A 24,648-nucleotide genomic window follows, 5' to 3' on the forward strand; every position below is an offset into this window, starting at 1 on the left:
TTCAATAGAATTTTACCCAATTCCATAGTATAGATTATTGATTCTTTTATTTTCTTAAAATATATACTTATATGCATAAAGTTTTATGCTAGTAGATATATAGCTGTACTAATCACTAAAATACCTTCTTAAAAATCTACTTTTTCTCCCGAATCAGTATAAACAAAATACTTTTTATTATTTTCATTTAGTAAAGTAATATCTGTGCCAATTGGCATATTAAAAATATTCATTACCGCTGGTTCTATTTCAATAATAGTTCCCCAATCACAAACTGACATATTTGATGCATCAGCAAGATATTCATCTGTATCTATTTCTGACAAAAATCTCCATCCATTATCGATAGCATTAACTGGTTGTTCTTTAATACACCATTTCACATTCCCTTTATTTTGTAAAATATTCTTAGATACAACGCTACCACCTAATCCACTACTCTTTTTCAAACAATCATCTCCAAAACTTTTTTCATATCATCTGTTCCACGTTCTTCAATTAAATCCCTTAATGAATATCCATATTTATTTTCATCATTAATATTCGGTCGTTTTCCCAAACATTTTACTATTAAATCATTTCCCTCCTTTGTTCTTTTTTTTAATACTTCTTGACATAAAGACCATATTGCAGAATTACCAAATTTTTTATCTTTTAAATTCAAATCTACCCCCATATCAACCAGCCTACAAGCTACTTCAACCGCACCTGGACAATTAATATTTGCTGCTAAATAGTGAAACTCATTACAGTCATCATTAGAAATTATATTAACCTTTGCACCATTATCCAATAGAAAGTTTGCTATATCAAACTTTCTACTAATTAATGATTTTTCAAGTAAACTAATACCATTTTTATCAATTGAATCTACAATCTCTTCAATACAGTTTCCCTCAATTTTTAGCTTCTCTAAAAATAATTTAAGATTCCCGAATTTTATAATAGTCCCATAATCAGCTTTATTAATATCCATTTATACTATCACCCTCTCATTCATACTTATGACTTCGGTTAGTACTTGGCAATTCCGGTCGATAGTTTTCAGGGTTTCTATACCACTTTAAGAACTCTTCTTTTGTAATAATCTCGTTCATATACAATTCATGCATATCAGAATATTTCTCTCCTGGTATATGCCCCATATCCCATTGACCACTTCTTGTTTTAGATTTATCCCAAATTATTTCTACACCTGATGGATCATAAACTTTCCCATCGATAGAATCTTTCGCATTTTCCCACACTTCTTCAACCTGACCTTTTCCATAACTAGGCCTGCTTTTACTATATGGTTTTTTAGTAACGATACTATCCTCTGTAGCTTTTACAGTATCCTTAACTCCATTGACTTTCTCCACAGGTACTTTTTTAGCTTTATTCACAGCCTCAGCAGCCTTAGCAGTCATTTTAACTCCTTTACCTACTTTAGCTATCTTTCCAAAGGGTGTAAGCCCTGCTACTGCCATTCCTCCAGCAAATACTCTATCCAAAGTAGATAGTTTTTCGCCAGTAGATGGATCAATCCCATCCCAAGCACGACGAATATCATACTCACCACTTATTTCACCTACTATATCCCTAGCAAGTTTTTCACCATCAAAATCCTCTTTTTCTGACGATAGTGGTCCACACATCGCTCCTTGTTCCATTGTAACATCTTGATTATCTGTATTGCGGAATTTTTCAGCAATTCTTTTCAAATCTTCCTCTACTTTTACAAGTGAATGAATAGATGCAAAAGCTTTTGGTCTCGCATCATTGAACAGTTGAATGAACTGTTGGTTAGAGGCACCAATCCATTGAAAACACAACTGATCTATTTCATTACATAAATTATTATGTATAGATTCTAATGCGATTCGGGTATTACTTGCACGATTCGCAACTTCTTCTAGCATTTCAGGTGTTACTTTAATTTGAACCATTTTTTTCCTCCCTCTCCCCATTAAAATTATGAGACAAAAAGAAAAAATGTAAATATAGAAATTTCAGAATATCTAAAAATCTTCATGTTACATAAAACCTACTTAACGGCAAACGAAGCCTATGTGTATGTGAAGTAAAGGGCCTTCCTGGTAAACTAGGCACAAATGGTTATACAAAAAATTTAGTAGCTGTTTCTCTAATAGATATCCTCCCTCTATCCATATAATTAAGTACATTCAGTATATACTCAAAGTAATATCTTTTTACCGTATTTACTTTCTCTTCTAAAAAGAATTTAACCATAAAAAACACCCCAGTTTTTATTCGTATCTAGCAACTGGGGTGTACATCCTTTAGGAAAGCTCTTCTATATTTTTAAATAAACTCACTAATAATGCTTTTTGAGCATGCAATCGATTACCAGCTTGCTCAAAGACGATAGACTGTGGTCCATCTATAATTTCTCCTGTTACTTCTTCTTCACGATGGGCAGGTAAACAGTGTAAGAAACGATATGTTTGCTTCGCATGCTTAACAAGTTCGTTATTGATTTGGTAAGGTTGAAATAAAGAATATTTCTCTTCTTCGCCCTCTTGCCCCATGCTCATCCAAACGTCAGTATAAATGAAATCTGCTTCATTCACCGCTAATTCAGGATTATGCAAAACTTCAATTTCAGCTCCTGTTTCTTCAGCAATCGCTAACGCTTTTTTTACAATCTCCTCATTCGGTTCATACCCTACAGGCGTTGCAACAGTCATATGCATTCCAACTTTTGCACTAGCTAACAACAATGAATGACATACATTATTTCCGTCACCTACGTAAGCTAATTTTATTCCTTTAAATGTATTTGTTTCTTCATATATCGTCATGAGGTCTGCCAATGCTTGACAAGGATGATGGTCATCCGTTAATCCATTAATAACAGGAATACTCGATTCTTTTGCAAGCTCTTCTACATCCGCGTGTGAGAATGTACGTATCATGATCCCGTCAATATACTGCGATAATACTTTCGCAGTATCTGAAACGGTTTCTCCTCTTCCCATTTGCATCTCTTTCCCACTTAAAAACATACCATGTCCCCCGAGTTGTACCATTCCCGCTTCAAAAGATACACGAGTACGAGTTGAATGCTTATCAAAAACAAGCCCTAATATTTTGCCTTGTAATAAAGGCTCTTGCTTATTCTTTTTTAAATATATAGCGAACTCAATTAAAGAAATAACTTCTTCTTTCGTTAATTCTTCTAGTGTTAAAAGATCTTTCGTATTTAATTTCGGTACTTGTACAGTTGACATGAAACTTCCCCCTTATATGATTGATACGTTTTTTGTACAAACTACTTTTTTTATTATATATACTGCCTGTTCTAACTCTTCATTCGTGACAATGAGTGGCGGTAATAGTCTTATAACATTAGGGCCTGCTTGTAATACGAGAAGTCCTTCGTTTTCTAGTTGTTCTATAAAACTTGCAACTTCATGCTTACACTCAATCCCAATCATAAGCCCCTTACCACGTATATTTTGAATACATTCGACATGCTGTAATTCCTCTTGCAACTTCTCTAATACATACTCGCCTTTTTCTTGTACTTCTTTTAAAAACAATGGTCTTTTACTCACTTGCAATACTTCTTTCGCTGCAGCCATCGCGATGTAATTCCCGCCAAAAGTTGAACCGTGTGATCCTGCAGTAAACGACGTTCCGAGCTCTTTCCCGCCAATCATCGCTCCGACAGGAATCCCATTCCCAAGTGCCTTTGCAACGGTAACGATATCAGGCTCTATTCCCACTTGTTCATAAGCGAATAGTGTTCCAGTTCTTCCTATCCCCGTTTGTACTTCGTCTATAATAAATAAGGAACCGAACTTATTACATAATGTTTCAATCTCTTTCAAAAAAGATAAATCAGCAGGTATTACTCCTCCCTCTCCTTGAACTACTTCTACCATTACCGCCGCAACTTCTTCATTCATTACTTCCTCTAATGCTTTAATATCGTTAAAAGGGATATGTAAAAAAGATGGAAGTAATGGACCAAATCCTTCTTTTACCTTATCTTGGCCTGTTGCACTCATCGTTCCAAATGTTCTACCGTGAAAAGACTGCTGGCATGTTACGACGAGAGATTTTCCAGTATGCTTACGTGCTAACTTTAAAGCCGCTTCATTTGCCTCTGCCCCACTATTACAGAAAAACACATAATCTAATGCTCTATTTTCTGTTAATAATGACGCAACTTCTTCTTGTAAGCTGTTTGTAAACAGGTTAGATATATGCCATATATCATCAAGTTGCTCTTGTACACCTTTGAGAACAGTAGGGTGACAATGTCCTAAATTACATACGCCAATTCCTGATGTAAAATCTAAATATTGCTTACCTTTATTATCAATAACTTTCGTTCCAGTTCCCTTTACAAACTCAATAGTTCTTCTGCCATACGTTTGAAAAAGATGACTCGTCATGCAATACTCACACCTTTCGTTACCGTCGTTCCAATACACTCTCCCGTAACCTCAGTAAAATCTTTTGTACCATTCACAATACTTATCTTTTGCACTCCCATTTTTAATGATGCTAGTGCCGCCTGTACTTTCGGAATCATCCCACCTGTAATAACACCTGTTTCTATAAAAGTTGCAATTTCAGATTCATCCGTTTCCTTTACCAAATTCCCTTCATGTAATATTCCATCTACATCCGTAATAAAAATCAGCTCTTTTGCCCCTAACGCGGCCGCAATCCCAGCTGCAGCATTGTCCGCATTTATGTTATAAATTTCATTACCATTTACCCCGATTGGAGCAATAACAGGAATATACCCCATATTTATTAATCCTTTTAATAAGGCTGTTTCTACATAACTTACTTCTCCCACATATCCTATCTCCTCGCTGACAGGTTGAACTTGAAGTAAATTACCGTCACACCCTGAACAACCTACAGCAAGTAAATTATGCTTTTGTAAATTCATTACGAGTTTTTTATTCGTACTTCCGCATAGCACCATTTGAACAACATCCATAACTTCTTTTGGTGTTACGCGTAATCCATCTCTTTTTTCTACGTTGATGTTACAATCTTTTAATTTGGCATCAATTTCTGGCCCACCACCATGAACAATCACTACTTTATACTTCTGTTGCAATTTCTTTATACAATCAAAAAACACAGCATTTAATTGATTCAACATACTACCGCCGCATTTCACTACAATATAATCGCTCATCTTCTCTCTCCTTATGTACGATAACAAGCATTTATTTTCACATATTCATAGCTTAAGTCACAGCCCCAAGCTGATCCTGTCTCTTCACCTAAGTGTAAGTACACATTAATGACTATTTCATCTTCTTGTAATCTCTCTTTCATTTCTTCTTCAGAAAATATTTGAGGCTCACTATTTTTTAATACCGATATAGATTGAAGAGTAATGTCAATTGTGTTCGGATGAATAGCTACTTCACTTTGTCCAATACTGCTAATAATTCGCCCCCAGTTTGGGTCTTCACCATGTATTGCTGTTTTCACAAGACTCGAACCGACTATTTGCTTTGCAATTTTTTTTGCCTCTTCATTCGTTTGAGCTCCTAGCACATTTACTTCTATTAACTTCGTAGCTCCTTCACCATCTTGCGCAATTTTTTTCGCTAAATCTTCACATACTTGCTGTAAAGCACATACGAAAGTTTCCCAATCTGTATGTTCCATATTTATCGGCCTTGTTTCTGATAATCCACTTGCCATAACGATGACCATATCATTCGTAGAAGTATCTCCATCTACCGTAATTTGATTAAATGTATGATTCGTTATTTGTGATAACGCTGTTTGCAATACGTCATGCTCTATATGAGCATCTGTCGTAATAAAACTAAGCATCGTTGCCATATTCGGATGAATCATCCCTGAACCTTTTGCAACACCCGCAATCGCCACTTTCTTCCCATCAATAATCATTTCATAGCAAGTTTCTTTCGTTATAAGATCCGTCGTTAAAATTGCTTCAGAAAAACAATATGCTTCACTTTCTTCCTTCGTCGGTATAAGAGTTGCAACTCCCTTTCGGATTATATCCATCGGCAGTGGAACACCAATTACACCTGTTGAAGCTACTGCAACGTAATTTTCTTTCATCCCAAAATGTTCCGCCCCTAATGCGCGCATCTCGTATGCGTCTTGTAATCCTTTCATTCCAGTACAAGCATTTGCATTTCCACTATTAACGATAATTGCTTGTAACTTCCCTTCTGCCGTTATACTATCCTTCGTTACTTGCAAAGGAGCTGCTTGTATTTGATTCGTTGTATACACAGCGGCACATGATGCTGGTACATCACAAACGATGGCACCTAAATCCTTTTTCTCCTTTTTTAAACCATTTGCAGTACCAATTGCCGAAAAGCCTTTCGGCGTTACAATTGAACCATTTTCTAATTTTGTAATAGACGCTACTTTAATCATCATGTCCCCCTTATACATAAAGCGGCATATGTTGTAAACCTGTTGTCTCTTCTAGTCCCGCTATTATGTTTGCATTTTGAATCGCTTGCCCAGCCGCGCCTTTCATCATATTGTCTATAACAGAAACGACCGTAACTCTTTCAGCTCTTTCATCGTAAGCTATGCCAATATCACAATAATTTGAGCCTCTCACTTCTTTTGGACTTGGAAATTTCCCTTGCGTACAAATTCGGATGAAAGGCGATTGTTCATACGTTTCTTCATACAATTTTTGAAGTTGCTTTATTTCCATCTTTTGTTTTACTTTTGCATAAAGTGTAATCATGATTCCTCGTGATATCGGTATTAAATGTGTGCTAAATGTAATTGGCTGTGATCCACTATTCCATTCTGTAAGCATTTGCTCAATCTCTGGAACGTGCTGATGCTCATTCACTTTATAAATGTGCAAGTTATCATATAGCTCAGGAAAGTGAGTCATTGTTGTTGGTGTTTTACCTGCTCCTGATACCCCTGATTTCGCATCAATAATAATCGAATCATCTTCAATCATGCCGCTACGTACTAACGGCGCTATCGCTAGCAATGTGGCTGTAGCAAAACATCCTGGGTTTGCAATTAAATTTGCCTTTTGAATCCCAGTCCTTTTCCATTCACTTAACCCATACACTGCTTTTCTAAGAATTTCTTCTTTCGCTGCTGGCCTTTTATACCACAGTTCATATGACGAAGGATCTATCATACGAAAGTCTCCAGATAGGTCAATTACTTTTAAACCTTCTGCTAATAACTTGGGAGTTAACTCCGCCGATACTCCTGCTGGGGTTGCTAGAAATACGATTTCTGCTTCTTTTCCTATCGTCTCCACATCAATTTCTTGTAACGTATGAAAAAGGACATTTCGAAGATGCGGATATACATTTGTTATACACTCACCAACTTGTGAAAAAGAATGGAGAGATGCTATCGAAAAATATGGATGTTGTTCTAATAAACGAATTAACTCAATGCCCCCATATCCAGTGGCTCCAATAATTGCGACTTTCATAAGTTCCTCCTCATATCGATTCTTTAAATTAAGTATGATTATAATATTGTATATTTATAGAGTCAATTAAATATTTATAAATTTTTAAATCTAAAAAAACTTAATTTTATTAGAAAAATAATATACTCAACCGAATTTTTATACAAAAATAGTGCATAGTAGTTTTTTTATTTCACTTCAAGTACAATAGAACAATACATACGTACATACAGGCGGGGAAAAATATGAACGAAAAATTAATTGAGAAAATGATTATAAAAAGTTTTCAACAATATCAATGCAGTCCAATATCAAAAGAAGATCAGGAAATGCTAGTGAAACATATTCAAACGGTGACTCATTCAAATATTGAAATTGATTTATACGAGGAAATTGAGGATATTGTTTATGATTATGTAACTGGAAAACAATAAAAAATAGGAGATTTCCATATGGAAATCTCCTATTTTTTACTTAATGATTTACCTGCTACACGTTCAAATAAACCTGGGAATAAAGCATAAAGTTTCGGGCCAATTCCCATCCACTTCGGTAAGTTTACTTCACGTTTTTTCGTGTGCATCGACTTTACGATTTGTTCTGCTACGTATGTTGGTTTTAACATGTAACGTCCCATATTCTTTACATATGTACCAGATTGATCCGCTATTTCAAAAAAGTTTGTATCTATCGGACCTGGATTAATTGCTGTAACATAAATATCTGTATTGGCTAATTCCATGCGTAAACTATTCGTAAATCCTAATACGGCGTGTTTCGTTGCTGCATAAGCACTCGATTTCGGAGTTGCAATTTTTCCAGCAAGTGAAGCAATATTAATAATATGTCCTTCATTCTTGTTTACCATATAAGGTAGTACCGCTTTCGTACATGCTACTAATCCAAATACATTTACTTGGAACATATCTTTTACTTCACCCATTGACGCATCTTCAAACGTTTTAAAAATACCAAATCCCGCATTGTTTACTAATATATCAATACGTCCCACTTCTTGTAATACCTTTGAAAAAACAGACTGTACTTCCATCTCATCACTTACATCTAATACATAATAATAGCAAGGCGTATTATAAGTTTCTTTAATTTTGTCTACTAACGCTTGTAGTTTCTCTTCTGTTCGAGCCATTAATACTGGAGTCGCTCCCTGTGCTGCAACTTGCATTGCAACTTGCTCACCAATCCCACTAGAAGCACCTGTAATGACGATTACTTTATTTTGTAAACGTCCTGTCATTGCTGTCACCTACTTTGCATAATAAATCAATTGTTGCGATGACTCATCAATCATCACTTGTTGATTATATGCTAAATAGTCCAATTGTCCAACCGTTTCTGAAATAGTAAGTGGTAATTGTTCTTTATATAATACCGGAAATAGTTTTACACATACTTCAAATGCTGTCATTGGTTTTTCCTTTAATAACTCAAGTACTTTAAAAGCACGTGTTTCTTGCTTTTGTAATCTCGTTTCAATAAGTTGTTTCACATTTAGAACATCTTCCCCATGCCCTGATAAAATGCGTGAAATATTCATTTCGCTTAAACGCTGTAATGTTTGATTATATTGTAGTAATGGGCGTGCCCGTTCTGTTTGCCCTTCATATGGTGGTTCTAGTATTGGATTCGAAGAAATATGACTAATGAGAGCATCTCCACCAATTAATATTCCATCAGATTCTCTATATAAAGAAATATGAGTAGAAGCATGACCTGGTGTTTCAAGCACTGTAAATCCAGGCAAAGAATTAATACGATCTCCTTCTCTCACAGTATGCGTTAACGATCTATTACAAGAATATTTAAGTGTCCTCGTCGTCAATAACGACTCGTCTTTCAAAAATGCTACTGGCACACCAAACTGTAAGGCCGTCTCTCTAAAAAATTCATGATACCGCTTTAAAAACTCTGGATTTTGTGTGATCCAAGGCTCATTCCAAGGATGTCCAATAATATTCGTCTTCTCAGAAAATATATTTAAAAGTCCACAATGATCTGCATGATGATGCGTAATGACTACTGTTTCAATATCTTCTATCGTATGTCCTAATGTACCTAATTGACTTTCTAACGCATTTCTTGCCTCTTCTGTATTCGTCCCTGTATCAATTAATGTTAATGTCTCCCCCTCAACTAAAAACACATTCACAGTTTCCACTGCAAATGGTACAGGAATCTCCATTCGGTGAATCGCCGTCATGCTTAGCCCCCCTGTCTCTTTCCGGTTCAAAAATGAATACTTCTTCAGTTTACAACTTCTATATATATTTGTCATTATTTTCAGATAAAAAGAGGTGTTTCCTATAAAAAAACGAATGTATGTACATTTATAAGAATTTCTAACCAAAATTAAAGGAGGAACATCATGTCTATTCAAAACATTTCCTTTCTCGGTGCAGGCTCTATTGCTGAAGCTATTATTGGTGGCTTGTTACATGCAAATGTTGTTAAATGTGAACAAATTACTGTAAGTAATCGTTCTAACGAGACAAGATTACAAGAGCTACATAAAAAATACGGTGTCAAAGGTACTCATAATAAAAAAGAATTACTTACTGATGCAAATATTCTTTTTCTAGCAATGAAACCAAAGGATGTTGCAGAGGCGCTTATCCCTTTTAAAGAATACATAAATAATAACGTGCTTATTATTTCATTACTAGCAGGTGTTTCTACTCACTCAATTAGAAAACTACTTCAAAAAGACGTTCCAATTATTCGTGCAATGCCAAATACATCCGCAGCCATTTTAAAATCAGCTACCGCTATCTCCCCTTCGAAACATGCAACAGCGGAACATATTCGCACTGCAACATCTTTATTTGAAACGATTGGTCTCGTCTCTGTTGTAGAGGAAGAAGATATGCATGCTGTCACTGCATTATCCGGAAGTGGACCTGCTTATATTTATTACGTAGTGGAAGCTATGGAAGAAGCTGCAAAAAAAATTGGTTTAAAAGAAGATGTTGCAAAATCACTTATTCTTCAAACGATGATTGGTGCTGCTGAAATGCTAAAAGCAAGTGACAAACACCCTTCTATTTTGCGAAAGGAAATTACTTCTCCTGGCGGAACTACCGAAGCAGGTATTGAAGTATTACAAGAACATAAATTTCAACAAGCACTTATTTCTTGTATTACACAGGCAACGGAACGATCACATAATCTTGGAAAAACATTAGAACAACTAACAAAAGAAAAATAAAAAAAGGAGCTCAAGTTTATTTGAGCTCCTTTTTCTATAATTACACTTAGTTATTGTTCTTCCCAAAAATCTCTTCTTGCAGGCGACGACCAGTCGGCGTTGCTGCAAGTCCACCTTCCGCTGTTTCACGAAGTGCTACTGGCATCGTTTGTCCGATTCTAAACATTGCCTCAATTACTTCATCACATGGAATTGTACTCGTTACACCAGCTAATGCTAAATCTGCTGAAATCATCGCATTTGCAGCTCCTGCTGCATTACGTTTTACACAAGGTACTTCTACAAGTCCTGCAACAGGATCACACACTAAACCAAGCATGTTCTTTAATGAAATTGCCATCGCTGTAGCTGCTTGATCTTGTGTTCCACCAGCCATCTCAACTGCAGCTGCAGCCGCCATTCCACTTGCTGAACCAACTTCAGCTTGGCATCCTCCTGCAGCACCAGAAATACAAGCGTTATTCGCAACAACCATACCGAAAGCTCCTGCTGTAAATAAGAATTCAATCATTTCTTCACGTGTAGGCTGCAATTTTTCTCTTAGCGCAAATAGTACACCTGGCACTGTTCCAGCAGACCCTGCTGTTGGTGTTGCACAAATAATTCCCATCGCTGCGTTTACTTCATTTGTTGCAACAGCTTTGCTTACTGCATCCAAAATCGTATCTCCAGATAAGCCTTTTCCACTCTTCATATACGCTTGAACTTTTACAGCATCTCCACCAGTTAAACCAGTTGGTGATTTCACGCCGCGAATACCACGTTCTACTGCTTGTTCCATCACGACTAAGTTCTTTTCCATACCAGCAATTACTTCTTCACGTGAAATACTTCTTGTTTCCATTTCACATTGAATCATAATTTCTGCGATTTTTACATTTTGTTCTTTAGCTTGCGCCACTAGTTCCGCTGCGTTCCGAAACATGGTGTGTCCCCCCTGCAATTAATCCATAATAGTTACTTGACAAATATTTTGTTGCGCTTTTATTTCTTCAATCACTTCATCTGCTAATAATTCATCTGTTTCAATAACCATAAGCGCTCTTCTTCCTTTTTCTTTACGAGAAACACTCATTGTACTAATGTTAATCTCGTTTGTAGCAAGGATTGAAGCTACTGCTGCAATAGCACCAAAGCGATCGTTATTTACAATAAGTAGTGCTGGACTTGTGCCTGATAATTGAAGATCGAATCCGTTTAATTCTACAACTTCAATTTTACCGCCACCAATTGAGCAAGCAACAACTTCAATTTCTTCTTCACCTTTATACAAACGAATTTTCGCTGTATTTGGGTGAGGTGCATTGGCATCTTCTTCAATGAATTCCACTTCAATTCCGCGCTCTTTTGCTATTTCTAGCGCCTCTGGAATACGTAAGTCATCTGTTTCAAATCCTAATATTCCACCGATTAGTGCTACATCCGTACCATGCCCTCGATACGTCTTTGCAAATGATCCATATAACGAAATGCTTACTCTTTCTGGTTCATGACGAAACAGCTGGCGAGCAACTTGCCCCATTCTTGCCGCGCCTGCTGTATGTGAACTTGATGGTCCAATCATAACTGGACCGATAATATCAAATACTGAGCGATACTTCATCATAACTCCCCCTAAACCTCTATGCAAAAATTTATTCTACTATTCTATTAACCTGCTACATCTGTCGCTTTTCCAGTTGTACCACGAATTTGTTCTGCTGTATGAATTGGATAATTTTTAAATAAAAGTAATCCAATATAACCTGAAATAATACCAGTTATAATAATACATAAGAATCTTAGCATTATTTTCATTAAAAAATGATATAAGATAATCCACAATAAAGTCTGGTAGCAATCCAAAGTTTAACACAGAAGCCATTGCAAGGATAGCATAAACAAGCGATATCTTTCCTATTATAATTCTCATGTTACTCTCTCATGGTTTAGTCAACTTCACTTGTTACGATAATAACTAAAAAGCATGTGACTTATCATAAATTATAATCTGCCCTCATTATAGCTTGTTTTTTATAAAACGCTTACTTTTGTTGAATTTTAAAAGTTCTGAATAAAAGTCCATTCCTACTATTTGTATCACTTGTATGTCATCTGACTTATATAACAGTTTTTCTAAATAATCATTATTTCGTATTTTTATCGTATATATTCAAACCATTCTAATTTTCTGTATCATCCAAGTATAAGTATAAAATAATAACAGTTTTATTTTTAAATTTTTTTAGACATAAAAAAATGGTAACCCATCGTTACCATTTTTTACAAAATTATTATTTTTCTACTGGGAATGATTTCAAATCTGTCGCTATTTCTGTATTAGAAAACAACTCTCTTGCCTCTTTCAATAATTCCTTATATGTATCTCCTTGATAGCGAGAACTAATGTGAGTTAAGATTAATCGCTTCGCATTTGCCTGAAGTGCAATGCTCGCAGCTTGCTTAGATGTGGAATGAAAATAATCATGCGCTTGTTGCTCATCTTCTGCTGCGAAAGTCGCTTCATGGACAAGTACATCTGCATCTTGCGCAAGCTCCCTACTCGCTTCGCAATATCGCGTATCACCTAAGATAGTAATAATTCTTCCTTTTTGAGGTGGGCCGATAAACTCATTTCCATTTAATATCGTGCCATCCTCTAATTCAACTACTTCTCCATCCTTTAAACGTTTAAAGATTGGACCTGGTTTCACACCCATCTCAAGCAACTTATCAACTAAAAGAGCACCTTGTATATCTTTCTCTACAATACGATATCCAAAACATTCTATACCGTGTGACAATCTTTTCGTTTCTACATAAAATTCATTATCTTCAAATACGGTACCTTCTTCTGTTATCTCCACAACTTCAAGTGGATATTTCACATGTGTCGTACTTACCGATAATGCCACTTCAATAAATTGTTTAATTCCTTTCGGTCCATACACCGTTAAAGGCGTAGTTCCTCCTTGAAATGAACGGCTACCTAATAAACCAGGCAATCCAAAAATATGATCGCCATGTAAATGCGTAATAAATATTTTTTCAATGCGGCGCGGACGTACAGATGTATGTAATATTTGATGTTGCGTGGCCTCGCCACAATCAAATAACCAAGTTTGTCCTCGTTCTTCTAACAATTGTAAAGCAATTGCTGAAACGTTCCTTCCTTTTGAAGGAACACCTGCACCAGTTCCTAAAAATACAAATTCCACTTTCTTTCCTCCAGCTCTAAATATACTCTATCTCTCATCTTACGGAATGTTATTTCAAATGGCAAATTGAATTTACATAACCAATCATCTAGACAACTATATAACACGAACATTATACTTAAAAAATTTAGCGATCGTTCGTGTTTTGTGTTAAAATGATTATACTACATTTTAAGGGAGCGTTTTATTATGAAAGAAGTATTTCGTTTACAAACTGATTTTTCATCTTCATTTGATCGCTGGGTAAGTTCTTTCGTGTCTGATCACCCAGCACAATTAGAATGGACAACTTTAAAGGAATTAATCCATGAATATACAACATCACATACAAATGATACGTTACCAGCATATATTTCTTCAGCTTTAACATATTACGCCCAACGCGTTTCAACTACAAACAGTTCAGAGATTGTTATTTTTGAAAACCCTACAATCTCGTAATCTATAATAAAAAAGCACTGGTTACAGTGCTTTTTTATTTATACTTATTTAGCAAATGATTATATTCCGTCCAAAAGTCTGTATACATACTTTGATCAAACTCATCTAAAATTATCTTTTCACTTGATTTATTGAATAATTCTTTTGCTTGTAGCGCAAAAGAAACAATTTGTTTTCTATATTCATTTTCATTTACTTCTATATGAAGCCCTTCATAGTATATAGCCTTTTGATCAGTAGAAATAACTTTGACAAAATTCTTTAAAACCACATTTTCACCTATATGGTTTATAGTCCAATGAATTGAAATTGGGCATCCTAACATGAGCATAGTGCCACATCCGTGCAAAATAAGCCCCTCTTCATTTTCAATATCACAAATATATTCTTTATCTAAAGTTCGTAACAGAGCTAAAGCTGATTCACTTATTCCCCATTCCTCATCCATACCTGTTTGTGTAATAATCGTTCCATCCACATTTAAATAAATTTCCCCGTGAGAACATAAATCTTCCAGCTCATTAAACAACCACTTTTGATTCTCAATATTTATAATAAAATTTTGTGGTATCATTACAAATTCCCCTTTTATAAAAATATTTATTTTCCACATTATTTATAATTAATATCATGTATTTCATCCCATATATCTATTATAAATTCATTTAATATTTTAAAAACACAGATAAAAAAGATATTGACACTACGATTTTACAGTGCTAACATTCAACATGTAATTGAATATGGTCTCTGTTAGGTGAGGCTCCTGTATAGAGAAACGCTGCTGCCCAAAAATGTCGAGAGACGCCAATGGGTCAACAGGAAAGGTCGGAATGAAGGCCTTTTTTAACGTAGCTGGTTTCAGTACCTATGCTATACAGTGCTAAAACTCAACGAGGGAGAGGTGCATGTATTTTGTCATACACAAAAACTGTTTTTATTTATGTCTACTAGCAGTCTTTGTTGTGGACTCTTTTAACTGCGAATTCAGACCTTTACTCGTTTTGAGTAAAGGTCTTTTTACGTCTATATGCACCTTACTATGAAACAAACATAGCATATTCAGAAACTACTAAATTGTACGGAGGTGAGGAACAGTTGGCAATTGATGATTCGGCCCAGATACCCATACGTTTTACATTCATATTTCATCATGTAGGTAGGAAAGAAACTGTTCCTCACCATTTCAAATAGTTAGGTAACAGATTGTTTCCTCCTTCATGACAGAGGAGGAACTACCGATGTTTAATTTACAAAGACAAGAAACAAAGCATGCTTATGAGCAAGATAGCATGAAAACAAATAACGAATTATTAGTGGAGATTGCAACACAAGATGTACTCTCTGCGTTAAAACTTCTAGAAACAACACAAGATGGATTATCTAAACAAGAAGTGGCTCGTAGACTTTCTTTATACGGTCCGAACGAAATAGCTCATAATAAAATGGCGCCGTGGTACATTCAATTTCTGCTGGCATTTAAAAATCCATTTATTTTCGTTTTATTAGCTCTTGGAGCACTCTCCTTTTTCACAGATGACATACAAGGAACAATTGTCGTATCTGCAATGGTACTACTTAGTGCAACGATTCGGTTTTCCCAAGAATTTCGTTCTCAAAAAGCTGCCGATAAGTTAAAGGCTATGGTTCGAACAACTGCGAGCGTATTTAGAATAAATGGATTTGTACATGAAACAAAAAATGTAACGAATTTAAATCGAAATTACACAACAGAAATTCCAATTGAGGAACTTGTACCTGGCGATATTATTTCCCTTTCAGCTGGTGATATCGTTCCAGCTGATGTGCGTGTTGTATCCGCTAAAGATTTATTTGTTAATCAATCTTCTTTAACAGGGGAAGCACTTCCTGTAGAAAAATACGAACACTGCTACCATACAGAAAATAAGCATATCTTACCGAAAAACATGAAAAAAAATTACAATCCACTCGATATGGAAAACCTTTGCTTCATGGGAACAAATATTGTAAGTGGTAGCGCAAAAGCTGTTGTCATCTCAACAAGTACCGATACGTATTTCGGCTCTTTAGCAAATAAGGTAATCGGAAAGCGTGTAGAAACAAGCTTTGATAAAGGTGTAAACAAAGTAAGCTGGCTCTTAATTACATTCATGCTTATTATGGCGCCTATCGTCCTTCTCATTAACGGATTCACAAAGGGAGATTGGCAAGAAGCTTTCTTCTTCGCTATTGCCGTTGCTGTTGGCCTTACACCTGAAATGTTACCAATGATTGTAACTGCTAATTTAGCTAAAGGTGCCGTTAACATGTCTAAACAAAAAGTAATTGTAAAACAGCTAAATTCTATTCAAAACTTAGGTGCTATGAACATTCTTTGTACAGATAAAACCGGAACTTTAACAGAAGATAAAGTTGTCCTTGTTCGTCACTTAGATTCTAATGGAAATAAATGCAATCGTGTCTTGCAATTTGCCTATTTAAATAGTTTCTATCAAACTGGATTGAAAAACTTAATAGATAAAGCTGTTATTAAGCATACAGAGGAAAACAATACATTTGACCCATCAGCTTTTCAAAAGCTAGATGAAATTCCATTCGATTTCGCCCGCCGGCGTATGTCAGTCATCGTAAAAGATATTTCAGGTGAACATACAATGGTTTGTAAAGGTGCCGTAGAAGAAATTTTATCAATTTGCAACTACACTGAAGTGGATAAAAAAATCGTTACACTCACTGAGGAAATACGCTCAAATGTCAAAAAACTAAGCGAGACATTGAATAGTGAAGGTATGCGGGTTATTGCTGTGGCTTATAAAAAAGATAGAAACATAAATGATAAAGAGTACGCAGTAAAAGACGAAACTGATATGATTCTCGCTGGATATATCGGCTTTTTAGATCCCCCGAAACCATCTGCAGCAGCTGCAATTCAAGCATTACAAAAGCATGGTGTACAAGTGAAAATTTTAACTGGCGATAACGAAATTGTTACACGAAAAGTTTGTAAAGAAGTTGGATTAGATATCGGCGAACCAATCCTCGGTTACGAGATTGATTCTTTACCAGATAAAGCATTAGCAAAACTTGCTGAAGAAACGACTGTATTTGCGAAGCTTAATCCAATGCAAAAATCTCGCATTATACACGCATTACAAGGAAACGGACACACTGTAGGTTACATGGGAGACGGCATTAACGATGCTGTAGCATTACGTGAAGCTGATGTCGGAATATCTGTTGATACTGCTACTGATATTGCGAAAGAAGCTTCTGATATTATTCTACTCGAAAAAAGTTTAACTATATTAGAAGCCGGGATTGTAGAAGGACGTACTACATTCGGAAATATTTTAAAATATATTAAGATGACAGCTAGCTCTAACTTCGGTAATGTGTTTAGCGTGTTAGTAGCAAGTGCTTTCATTCCTTTTTTACCGATGCTTGCCATTCATCTTTTAATTCAAAACTTACTTTATGATATTTCACAACTTTCTATTCCATGGGACAAAATGGATAAAGAGTTTCTAGAAAAACCCCGAAAATGGGATACTGCAAACTTACGAAACTTCATTATTTGTATCGGCCCAATTAGTTCCATATTTGATATTATCACATACGTAGTCATGTGGAATGTATTTGGCGCAAATACACCGAGCGAGCAATCATTATTCCAGTCCGGTTGGTTTGTGGTTGGATTGTTAACACAAACTTTAATTGTTCACATGATACGAACACAGAAGATTCCATTTATTCAAAGCGTTGCATCAACACCCGTCGTTTTATTAACCGCTCTTATTATGGCAATCGGGATTTATATTCCATTCTCACCACTTGGTGCAGCCGTTGGTTTACAAGCATTGCCACTTAGCTACTTCCCTTGGTTAGTAGGAATACTATTAGGCTACGCTTTTTTAACACAATTCCTGAAAAAGCTTTATATTAAAAAGTTTCATAGCTGGTTGTAAAAATAAGAATGAGTGGGTATTCCCCGCTCATTCTAAAAGACATAACACATATTTATATATGGAGGTGACCATGATGGTATGGTACGACATTATATTCAGATTAGTTATAGCAATTATTGTAGGAGCTTGCATTGGAATGGAAAGACAATGGAGACATCGAATGGCTGGGTTACGAACAAATGCTCTCGTATCACTTGGTGCCTGTATATTTGTTTTATTATCCGTCATGCTTGATCATGATGCTAGCCCCTCCCGCATTGCTGCTCAAGTCGTTAGTGGCATTGGCTTTTTAGGGGGTGGCGTTATTATCCGCGATGGTTTTAGTATTAGAGGGCTAAATACGGCAGCTACTTTATGGTGTGCAGCTGCTGTCGGTACTCTTACAGGCGCCGGTTTCCTCGTTGCAGCTATATTAGGTGCAGCCGGCGTGTTACTAGCAAATATACTTCTTCGCCCAATTGCTCTTTTTATGAATAAAAAATCAAAAGAAGAATCACCTGAACAAACGAACTACTTACTTTCCCTTACTTGTTCAGAGGAAAATGAAGCACATATTCGTTTTTTACTTATGCATATGGTAAGTACAGAAGGGCTCGGTTTAAAAGAGTTGTATAGTGAAGATGTAGATTCTAATCAAAAAGTTTGTATACAGGCTACATTACATTGCAAGACAAATGCAGCTATCTTAATTGAAAAAATAGTAAGTAGAATGCTATTAGAATCTGGCGTTACTGGAGCTGGATGGAAGACTTCTTTAGATTTAGAAGCGAGTTAAATAGGAAAGGTGTCATGATTTTTACTCCTTCATGACACCTTCTACATAAATTTATTTTCTAACTTTTGTTGAAACGACTTCTCTTGCTTACGTAGTAGTTGACTACCTCGTTGTAAAAGCGGTGTTCCATACTTATCATTAATTTGATCAATGACAGCAAGTAGCGGTTCTTTTTTTGCATCCTCTTCAAATGAAAACAAATCTAATTGTTTCACCGATTCTGTCTTCCACTCTATTTCAGTAGCTGTAACACCTAGTAAACGAACGGAATCACCATCCCAATGTTGCTTCCATAAACGGGATGCTGCTTGAAAAATATCGCGTTCTTCCCAAATCGCATTTTTCAATTGCTTACTCCGTGTTACTGTTCGCCTATCATGGTATTTAATCATAATTTGAATATTATAGCTGACAAGGGTTCGCTTTTGTAACCTTTTACTCACTGACTTTGATAAACGTTCTAACATATCAAGTAATTCTTTCTCTTCATCCATATCCTTTGAAAAAGTCATCGAGTTACCGACACTTTTATGCTGTCCCATTTGACTCGGATCCACTTCCCTATCATCCATACCTTTTGCACGCCTTTGCAAATCAACACCGTGCTTGCCAATTTTAGCGCGAATGATATGCTCGTCTCCCTTTGCCAACTGTTCAATTGTCTGTATATGAATATCATTTAATTTTTCAGCTGTTTTCTCACCAATTCCATGCATTGCTCCAACTGGACGTGGCCAAATCAGTTCTGGAATATCGCGTTTTCGAAGCACGGTAATACCAAGTGGTTTTTTCATATCTGAAGCGGTCTTTGCTAGGAAAAGATTTGGAGCGATTCCAATACTACACGGAAGCTGCAACTCTGTTAATAGTGCTTGTTGAATCATCTTTGCTATTTCAAGAGGAGAACCAAGTGCGTAGCGATCTGTAATATCTAAATATCCTTCATCTATTGAGACTGGTTGTATCTTTTCTGTAAAACGGGAAAGGACTTGAAACATTTGAAATGAAGCTTCGCGATATAATGTGAAATTAGGACGCCTTACAACTAATTGCGGGCATAACCTTTTCGCTTCCCAAAGGGGCATCGTCGTACGTATTCCGTATTCTCTCGCCTCATAACTACATGTTATAATAATTCCTTTTCTCTCTTTTTCATTTCCAGCAACCGCTAATGGCTTTCCTTGTAATGATGGATCATGAGCAATTTCAACAGATGCGAAAAAGCAATTCATATCTACATGTAAAATTACACGACCATTTTTCGGATACATTTCTCGCATAGTACTCACTCCCTAATCAGAACGTTCGTTCTTTTATTATATCAAATTTTGCACAATAGTTATAATAATTACTTGTTCTTTTTTATAATCCATATAAAGGGGATACACATGTGAAAGAGGCTGATTATGGTGAAATTAACTATATGTTCCTTGTAGTTATATTAATCATCATAATTATTTACTCCTTCCAATTTTCAACATGAATACGTTTGGATTTTTCTCTCGTCTAATATTATATACTGCTATGATTTTTCTTGTATTGGCTTATACGCCTTGTAAAAACAATCGAATCAAAATAAAAAGCGTGTAAATCACAATTGATTTACACGCTTTTTCTATTCTATTACTTCGCTACTTCTTCAATAATTGCAACAACTAATTCTGCTGTTTTTGCTAACTCTTCAACAGGAATCTTCTCGTTTGTTGTATGAATTTCTTCATAACCAACTGCCAAGTTAACTGTTGGGATACCGTGTCCTGCAATTACGTTTGCATCACTTCCGCCACCACTTTGGTGAAGAGAAGGTGTACGACCAATTTTTTCAGCTGCACGTTTTGCAACTTCTACAACGTGATCGCCATCAGCAAATTTAAATCCTGGGTACATAACGTTTACTTCAACGTCTGCATGACCACCCATTTCTTTTGCAGTTGTTTCAAATGCTTCTTTCATTTTCGCAACTTGTGCTTCCATTTTCTCATTGATTAAAGAACGAGCTTCTGCAAAGATTTGTACATGATCGCAAACGATATTCGTTTGTGTACCACCTTCAAAACGTCCAATGTTTGCAGTCGTTTCAGAGTCAATGCGACCAAGTGGCATCTTCGCAATTGCTTTCGCTGCGATAGTAATTGCAGATACACCTTTCTCCGGTGCTACACCAGCGTGAGCTGTTTTCCCGCGAATAATTGCGTTCACTTTCGCTTGTGTTGGAGCTGCAACAACGATTTCACCAACTTTTCCATCACTATCTAATGCGTAGCCATACTTCGCTGTAATACGCTCACGATCTAAAGCTTTTGCACCAACAAGACCTGATTCTTCTCCGACTGTAATAATAAATTCAATTTTACCGTGAGGGATATTTTTCTCTTTTAAAACACGGATAGCTTCGAACATTGATGCTAATCCAGCTTTATCATCCGCACCTAAAATTGTTGTACCATCTGATACGATATATCCATCTTTAATAGAAGGCTTAATTCCATTACCAGGAACTACTGTATCCATATGAGAAGTAAAGTAAATTGTATCAACACCATCTTTTGTTGCTGGTAAAGTACAAATTAAGTTACCTGCACCATGACCCGTTACAGCCATTGTGTCATCTTCAAATACTTCTACACCTAAATCTGTAAATTTCTTCGTTAATACTTTGCAGATTTCTGCTTCAAATTTCGTTTCAGAATCTACTTGTACTAATTCCATAAATTCATTTACTAAACGTTCTTGATTAATCATAAGACTGCGCCTCCTGCACTACCATTATGTATGTAACACTATTAATTATAACAGAATTTCGCAAAAGTTTCGAAATACAAGACAAAAAACAGATGGTTTACATGTCTAGATAACCATCTGCTTTCTATTACTCATTTAACAATACCCAGCGCATATGATCCTCCCACACGCCATTTACCATTAACATCTTCCTAGACACGCCTTCATATTGAAAACCTATCTTCGTCACTACTTGTATAGATGCTAAATTACGAGGCATAATCGGAGCTTCTATACGATGTAACTGAAATTCCCCAAAAGCAACTTGAATTGCTTTTCTAAGCGCTTCTGTCGTATACCCTTTGTTTAACTCTGCTTTATCTAATTTATAACTGAGTACACAAGATTGATAAATGCCACGAACGATTAAATTAAATGAAATACACCCAATTATTTTCGTATCATCACCCTTTTTAAAAATCCATAGTCTGATGATTTTCCCTTCTTCGAACTCTTTTCTATCCTTTTGCAACTTTTTCTTTTGATAATCTAGCGTAAAAAAATCATCCGGTCTATACTCTTCCCAAGCTTTTAAAAATTCACGATTTCTGTCGTAATATTGAAGAACTGTTTCAGCATACGACTCATCAATTTCCCTTAAGTATAAACGATCTGTTTCGTATATTTTCATCATCGTATCTCCATTCTTCAGCTTGCCCAACTAAAAATTAACAATATACCCTTTTACTATATTCTCTACACACACTCAAATTTCCTGTTATATTTTGCAACCCTTTCCCGAATTTTGTCCTTACTCTCCCCTTGTCCATAATTTCATTTCTCGTTACAATGAAATTGTACTGATTTGCAAGGAGGTATAACGATGCATAAAAAAGCTCAAAAAATTATGGTTTATGTGATGCTAATTTCTATGCTTGTAACAACATTACTTGCTGGCGCGAGTATGTTTTGGTAAAAAGGGCGATGTGTTCGTCCTTTTTTTACTTTTTACACATGACAAAATAAACCATCTCGACATCGAGATGGTTTATTTTATATAAAACACAATCGCTACAATACTAAAGGAAAATGACATTACAAGTGCTATTACAAAACTTGTATATTGTTTCTGCTGAAATGCCCCAATAACAAAAGTGAGATTAAGTAATGCCATACATACAATCGCTACAAGATAAGAACATATATTAAAAGTTGCCAATATGAATGTAATAACAAATAGAAATCCCATAAAAAACTGCATATACGAAAGTTTTGGATTCAAGTACATATGAGCAACCCCTTTATCTAATTTTATCTTTCTATACTTTCATTAACGCATGGTTATGTACACATGTCAAGACAACTTATTACAATAGAAAAAGCCAACCTTTTCGTTGGCTTCTTCATATGCAACGGCTCCTTTTTCTTTTGCCAATTGCTGAAATGATTTTTTCGATTTCACAATCCATACTTTCGTTCCAATTGGAATACGATCAAACAAATATTCCACATCATTTTTCTTCATTCTTATACATCCTTGTGAAATATACTTTCCAATTGAACTCGGTTGGTTTGTTCCATGTATTCCATATTTACTTCCATCAGTTCCCCTTGCATTAAATCCAATCCACCTTGATCCAAGTGGATTTTTTGGCGATCCACCTGGAATATCCTTCGCAATGTAATACGGATCCTTCGCTTTCATTACAACATCAAAAGTTCCTTCTGGAGTTAATTCATTCGTTTTCCCTGTCGCTACTGGAAAAACCTTTTGAATCTTTCCATCGTCAATGTAAGCTAATTTATTCGTTGCTTTATTTACAATAATAAAAGGATCTCCGGCACGTGGATTATCCCCAAGAGGCCAAATCGGTGATAAAGAAAGACATAATATGATAGAGAGAAGATACGGCATAGATAATTCCTACCTTCTATATAAGTTCTTTTATATTATCCTTTCCCTTAAAGCGACTTTTAATGAGTAAATATTGTTCCATTTCATACACAAGTTGAACAAGTTTCGCACGTATCTCAAATTCTTCGCGTGTAGCTGGCAATGGCATGTCTCTAAATAATTCCCTCATTTCTTGAAGCTGCCTTAAGGAAATAACGCCTGTACTCTCAGGGCTAATAGCATTACCAATGTTTTCAACAACATCTGCAATCATGTCAGCTTGTTCATACGTCCACGATAAAGAAGCTGCTAATGGTATCATTCGCTCTAAAATTTCGAATTGTTGCATACGCATATTAAAATAACGATAGTAATAATCATCTTCTCGCATAAATGCATTCTCAAGTTTTTTAAACGATAAATCTCTTGCTTCATTTAACATATTCTCGGTTTCAATGAGTTCTGCTCCACTCCAACTACTTTCCCGATTTCGTAAATACACAACCATTTCAAACAAAATCGTTTTAAAATTACTCTCTATTTTATCCTGATACTCTTTTAGCTTATTTTCACTACTCGGCATATACATATTTACTAATAACGCCACGCTAATTCCTATTGTTAATATAGCAATTTCATTTCCAACTATAAGCCATGTAATTTGCTTCAATGAATATAGATGCATAACAATAACTGAACTCGTGACAATACCTTCTTGAATTTTAAGCATTACTGCAGTCGGAATAAATGTAAGTAACAATATGCTAATTGCAAGTGGTGTATAGCCGATCGTTTCAAAAATACAAAACGCGAATACCATTGATAATACACACGCTAGAAAACGATGTAACGACACTTGAAGCGATTTGCGCTTCGTATTTTGTACACATAAAATAACTAAAATACCTGCTGAACTATAAAATTCTAATCCTAATAACTGAGCAATAAAAACTGCCGCGCCTGTCCCTATTGCTGTTTTTACTGTACGGTATCCAATTTTGAACATATCATTGCT

The 24,648-nt window shown here is 35.7% G+C and carries 27 protein-coding genes and 1 riboswitch; of the genes, 6 read left to right on the forward strand and 21 right to left on the reverse strand.

The annotated features are described in order from the left end of the window. Nucleotides 1-128: 128 nt before the first annotated feature. The 8 genes from ACS2FK_RS02270 to argC all read right to left on the reverse strand — a co-directional run bounded on the left by ACS2FK_RS02270 (nucleotide 129) and on the right by argC (nucleotide 7,453). On the reverse strand, nucleotides 129-449 hold the full coding sequence (locus ACS2FK_RS02270; RefSeq protein WP_000749724.1) for an immunity protein Imm33 domain-containing protein: 321 nt from the start codon (nucleotides 447-449) through the stop codon (nucleotides 129-131). Continuing rightward, a complete protein-coding gene (locus ACS2FK_RS02275; RefSeq protein ID WP_000353922.1) occupies nucleotides 446-976 on the reverse strand; it encodes an ankyrin repeat domain-containing protein in 531 nt (176 codons plus the stop codon). Before ACS2FK_RS02275 ends, ACS2FK_RS02270 begins: the two co-directional genes overlap by 4 nt. Nucleotides 977-992: 16 nt before the next feature. Beyond that, nucleotides 993-1,928, reverse strand: coding sequence for a WXG100 family type VII secretion target (locus ACS2FK_RS02280; protein WP_000249939.1), 936 nt, complete (start codon nucleotides 1,926-1,928; stop codon nucleotides 993-995). Nucleotides 1,929-2,282: 354 nt separating this feature from the next. Continuing rightward, nucleotides 2,283-3,233 carry an ornithine carbamoyltransferase gene (gene argF, locus ACS2FK_RS02285; RefSeq protein ID WP_063548608.1) on the reverse strand — a complete coding sequence of 317 codons (951 nt, stop codon included), beginning with the start codon at nucleotides 3,231-3,233 and terminating at the stop codon, nucleotides 2,283-2,285. 12 nt (nucleotides 3,234-3,245) lie between these two features. Beyond that, entirely contained in the window at nucleotides 3,246-4,406 is a 1,161-nt protein-coding gene (locus ACS2FK_RS02290; protein ID WP_000200543.1) for an acetylornithine transaminase, read from the reverse strand. Next, nucleotides 4,403-5,170 carry an acetylglutamate kinase gene (argB, locus tag ACS2FK_RS02295; RefSeq protein WP_001286792.1) on the reverse strand — a complete coding sequence of 256 codons (768 nt, stop codon included), beginning with the start codon at nucleotides 5,168-5,170 and terminating at the stop codon, nucleotides 4,403-4,405. Before argB ends, ACS2FK_RS02290 begins: the two co-directional genes overlap by 4 nt. Nucleotides 5,171-5,181: 11 nt before the next feature. Beyond that, on the reverse strand, nucleotides 5,182-6,405 hold the full coding sequence (gene argJ / locus ACS2FK_RS02300; RefSeq protein ID WP_000598385.1) for a bifunctional glutamate N-acetyltransferase/amino-acid acetyltransferase ArgJ: 1,224 nt from the start codon (nucleotides 6,403-6,405) through the stop codon (nucleotides 5,182-5,184). A 10-nt stretch (nucleotides 6,406-6,415) separates the two neighbouring features. Continuing rightward, a complete protein-coding gene (gene argC / locus ACS2FK_RS02305) occupies nucleotides 6,416-7,453 on the reverse strand; it encodes an N-acetyl-gamma-glutamyl-phosphate reductase (protein WP_063548610.1) in 1,038 nt (345 codons plus the stop codon). Between the two features lie 224 nt (nucleotides 7,454-7,677). Between argC and ACS2FK_RS02310 the strand changes: the two genes are divergently transcribed. Continuing rightward, nucleotides 7,678-7,866, forward strand: a complete 189-nt coding sequence (locus tag ACS2FK_RS02310) for a YqzH family protein (protein ID WP_001003222.1) — start codon at nucleotides 7,678-7,680, stop codon at nucleotides 7,864-7,866. A gap of 29 nt (nucleotides 7,867-7,895) precedes the next feature. Here the strand turns inward: ACS2FK_RS02310 and ACS2FK_RS02315 are convergent, their stop codons facing one another. After that, a complete protein-coding gene (locus tag ACS2FK_RS02315; RefSeq protein ID WP_000147789.1) occupies nucleotides 7,896-8,690 on the reverse strand; it encodes an SDR family NAD(P)-dependent oxidoreductase in 795 nt (264 codons plus the stop codon). A 9-nt stretch (nucleotides 8,691-8,699) separates the two neighbouring features. Then, nucleotides 8,700-9,653 carry an MBL fold metallo-hydrolase gene (locus ACS2FK_RS02320; protein WP_000125135.1) on the reverse strand — a complete coding sequence of 318 codons (954 nt, stop codon included), beginning with the start codon at nucleotides 9,651-9,653 and terminating at the stop codon, nucleotides 8,700-8,702. 165 nt (nucleotides 9,654-9,818) lie between these two features. Here ACS2FK_RS02320 and proI point away from each other — a divergent pair, with 165 nt between their 5' ends. After that, nucleotides 9,819-10,658 carry a pyrroline-5-carboxylate reductase ProI gene (gene proI / locus ACS2FK_RS02325; protein ID WP_000027242.1) on the forward strand — a complete coding sequence of 280 codons (840 nt, stop codon included), beginning with the start codon at nucleotides 9,819-9,821 and terminating at the stop codon, nucleotides 10,656-10,658. A 46-nt stretch (nucleotides 10,659-10,704) separates the two neighbouring features. Here proI and sdaAA read toward each other — a convergent pair whose 3' ends face one another. From sdaAA to rnz, 4 genes are all read right to left on the reverse strand, one after another. Further along, complete coding sequence (gene sdaAA / locus ACS2FK_RS02330; RefSeq protein WP_000489461.1) at nucleotides 10,705-11,583, reverse strand: L-serine ammonia-lyase, iron-sulfur-dependent, subunit alpha; 879 nt, start codon at nucleotides 11,581-11,583, stop codon at nucleotides 10,705-10,707. 18 nt (nucleotides 11,584-11,601) lie between these two features. Continuing rightward, nucleotides 11,602-12,261: an L-serine ammonia-lyase, iron-sulfur-dependent subunit beta gene (gene sdaAB, locus ACS2FK_RS02335; RefSeq protein ID WP_000877449.1), complete on the reverse strand. Its 660-nt coding sequence runs from the start codon at nucleotides 12,259-12,261 to the stop codon at nucleotides 11,602-11,604. Nucleotides 12,262-12,308: 47 nt separating this feature from the next. Next, a complete protein-coding gene (locus ACS2FK_RS02340; protein WP_000943432.1) occupies nucleotides 12,309-12,446 on the reverse strand; it encodes a hypothetical protein in 138 nt (45 codons plus the stop codon). A gap of 485 nt (nucleotides 12,447-12,931) precedes the next feature. After that, the gene (rnz, locus tag ACS2FK_RS02345; protein ID WP_000397454.1) at nucleotides 12,932-13,855 is read right to left on the reverse strand and encodes a ribonuclease Z; all 924 of its coding nucleotides are present in this window, start codon (nucleotides 13,853-13,855) and stop codon (nucleotides 12,932-12,934) included. A 189-nt stretch (nucleotides 13,856-14,044) separates the two neighbouring features. Here rnz and ACS2FK_RS02350 point away from each other — a divergent pair, with 189 nt between their 5' ends. Continuing rightward, the gene (locus ACS2FK_RS02350) at nucleotides 14,045-14,296 is read left to right on the forward strand and encodes a DUF3932 family protein (RefSeq protein ID WP_000665709.1); all 252 of its coding nucleotides are present in this window, start codon (nucleotides 14,045-14,047) and stop codon (nucleotides 14,294-14,296) included. A 34-nt stretch (nucleotides 14,297-14,330) separates the two neighbouring features. Here ACS2FK_RS02350 and ACS2FK_RS02355 read toward each other — a convergent pair whose 3' ends face one another. Further along, nucleotides 14,331-14,870 (reverse strand): hypothetical protein, encoded by a 540-nt coding sequence (locus tag ACS2FK_RS02355; protein ID WP_063548612.1) that lies wholly within the window; start codon nucleotides 14,868-14,870, stop codon nucleotides 14,331-14,333. A gap of 168 nt (nucleotides 14,871-15,038) precedes the next feature. Next, nucleotides 15,039-15,206: riboswitch (M-box (ykoK) riboswitch) on the forward strand. 331 nt (nucleotides 15,207-15,537) lie between these two features. On the opposite strand from ACS2FK_RS02355, the gene mgtA reads away from it, so the two are divergent. Both mgtA and ACS2FK_RS02365 read left to right on the forward strand, forming a co-directional pair. Continuing rightward, entirely contained in the window at nucleotides 15,538-18,243 is a 2,706-nt protein-coding gene (gene mgtA / locus ACS2FK_RS02360) for a magnesium-translocating P-type ATPase (protein WP_063548614.1), read from the forward strand. 73 nt (nucleotides 18,244-18,316) lie between these two features. Beyond that, nucleotides 18,317-19,018, forward strand: a complete 702-nt coding sequence (locus tag ACS2FK_RS02365) for an MgtC/SapB family protein (RefSeq protein WP_000262338.1) — start codon at nucleotides 18,317-18,319, stop codon at nucleotides 19,016-19,018. 41 nt (nucleotides 19,019-19,059) lie between these two features. Here the strand turns inward: ACS2FK_RS02365 and ACS2FK_RS02370 are convergent, their stop codons facing one another. From ACS2FK_RS02370 to ACS2FK_RS02380, 3 genes are all read right to left on the reverse strand, one after another. Continuing rightward, nucleotides 19,060-20,298 (reverse strand): DNA polymerase IV, encoded by a 1,239-nt coding sequence (locus ACS2FK_RS02370; protein WP_063548616.1) that lies wholly within the window; start codon nucleotides 20,296-20,298, stop codon nucleotides 19,060-19,062. A 343-nt stretch (nucleotides 20,299-20,641) separates the two neighbouring features. Further along, on the reverse strand, nucleotides 20,642-21,760 hold the full coding sequence (locus ACS2FK_RS02375) for a tripeptidase T (protein WP_000609803.1): 1,119 nt from the start codon (nucleotides 21,758-21,760) through the stop codon (nucleotides 20,642-20,644). 127 nt (nucleotides 21,761-21,887) lie between these two features. Beyond that, nucleotides 21,888-22,433, reverse strand: coding sequence for a GNAT family N-acetyltransferase (locus ACS2FK_RS02380; RefSeq protein WP_001987197.1), 546 nt, complete (start codon nucleotides 22,431-22,433; stop codon nucleotides 21,888-21,890). Between the two features lie 189 nt (nucleotides 22,434-22,622). On the opposite strand from ACS2FK_RS02380, the gene prli42 reads away from it, so the two are divergent. Further along, entirely contained in the window at nucleotides 22,623-22,715 is a 93-nt protein-coding gene (prli42, locus tag ACS2FK_RS02385; protein ID WP_000549037.1) for a stressosome-associated protein Prli42, read from the forward strand. A gap of 72 nt (nucleotides 22,716-22,787) precedes the next feature. Here the strand turns inward: prli42 and ACS2FK_RS02390 are convergent, their stop codons facing one another. The 3 genes from ACS2FK_RS02390 to ACS2FK_RS02400 all read right to left on the reverse strand — a co-directional run bounded on the left by ACS2FK_RS02390 (nucleotide 22,788) and on the right by ACS2FK_RS02400 (nucleotide 24,639). Then, nucleotides 22,788-23,027, reverse strand: a complete 240-nt coding sequence (locus tag ACS2FK_RS02390) for a DUF3894 domain-containing protein (protein ID WP_000281167.1) — start codon at nucleotides 23,025-23,027, stop codon at nucleotides 22,788-22,790. Between the two features lie 66 nt (nucleotides 23,028-23,093). After that, the gene (locus ACS2FK_RS02395) at nucleotides 23,094-23,654 is read right to left on the reverse strand and encodes a L,D-transpeptidase (protein ID WP_001146564.1); all 561 of its coding nucleotides are present in this window, start codon (nucleotides 23,652-23,654) and stop codon (nucleotides 23,094-23,096) included. A gap of 16 nt (nucleotides 23,655-23,670) precedes the next feature. Continuing rightward, nucleotides 23,671-24,639: an aromatic acid exporter family protein gene (locus ACS2FK_RS02400; protein WP_000472671.1), complete on the reverse strand. Its 969-nt coding sequence runs from the start codon at nucleotides 24,637-24,639 to the stop codon at nucleotides 23,671-23,673. Between the last annotated feature and the right edge of the window lie 9 nt (nucleotides 24,640-24,648).

Origin of the sequence: Bacillus cereus group sp. BceL220, from assembly GCF_051776965.1 — a bacterium.
Lineage (GTDB): Bacteria > Bacillota > Bacilli > Bacillales > Bacillaceae_G > Bacillus_A > Bacillus_A cereus.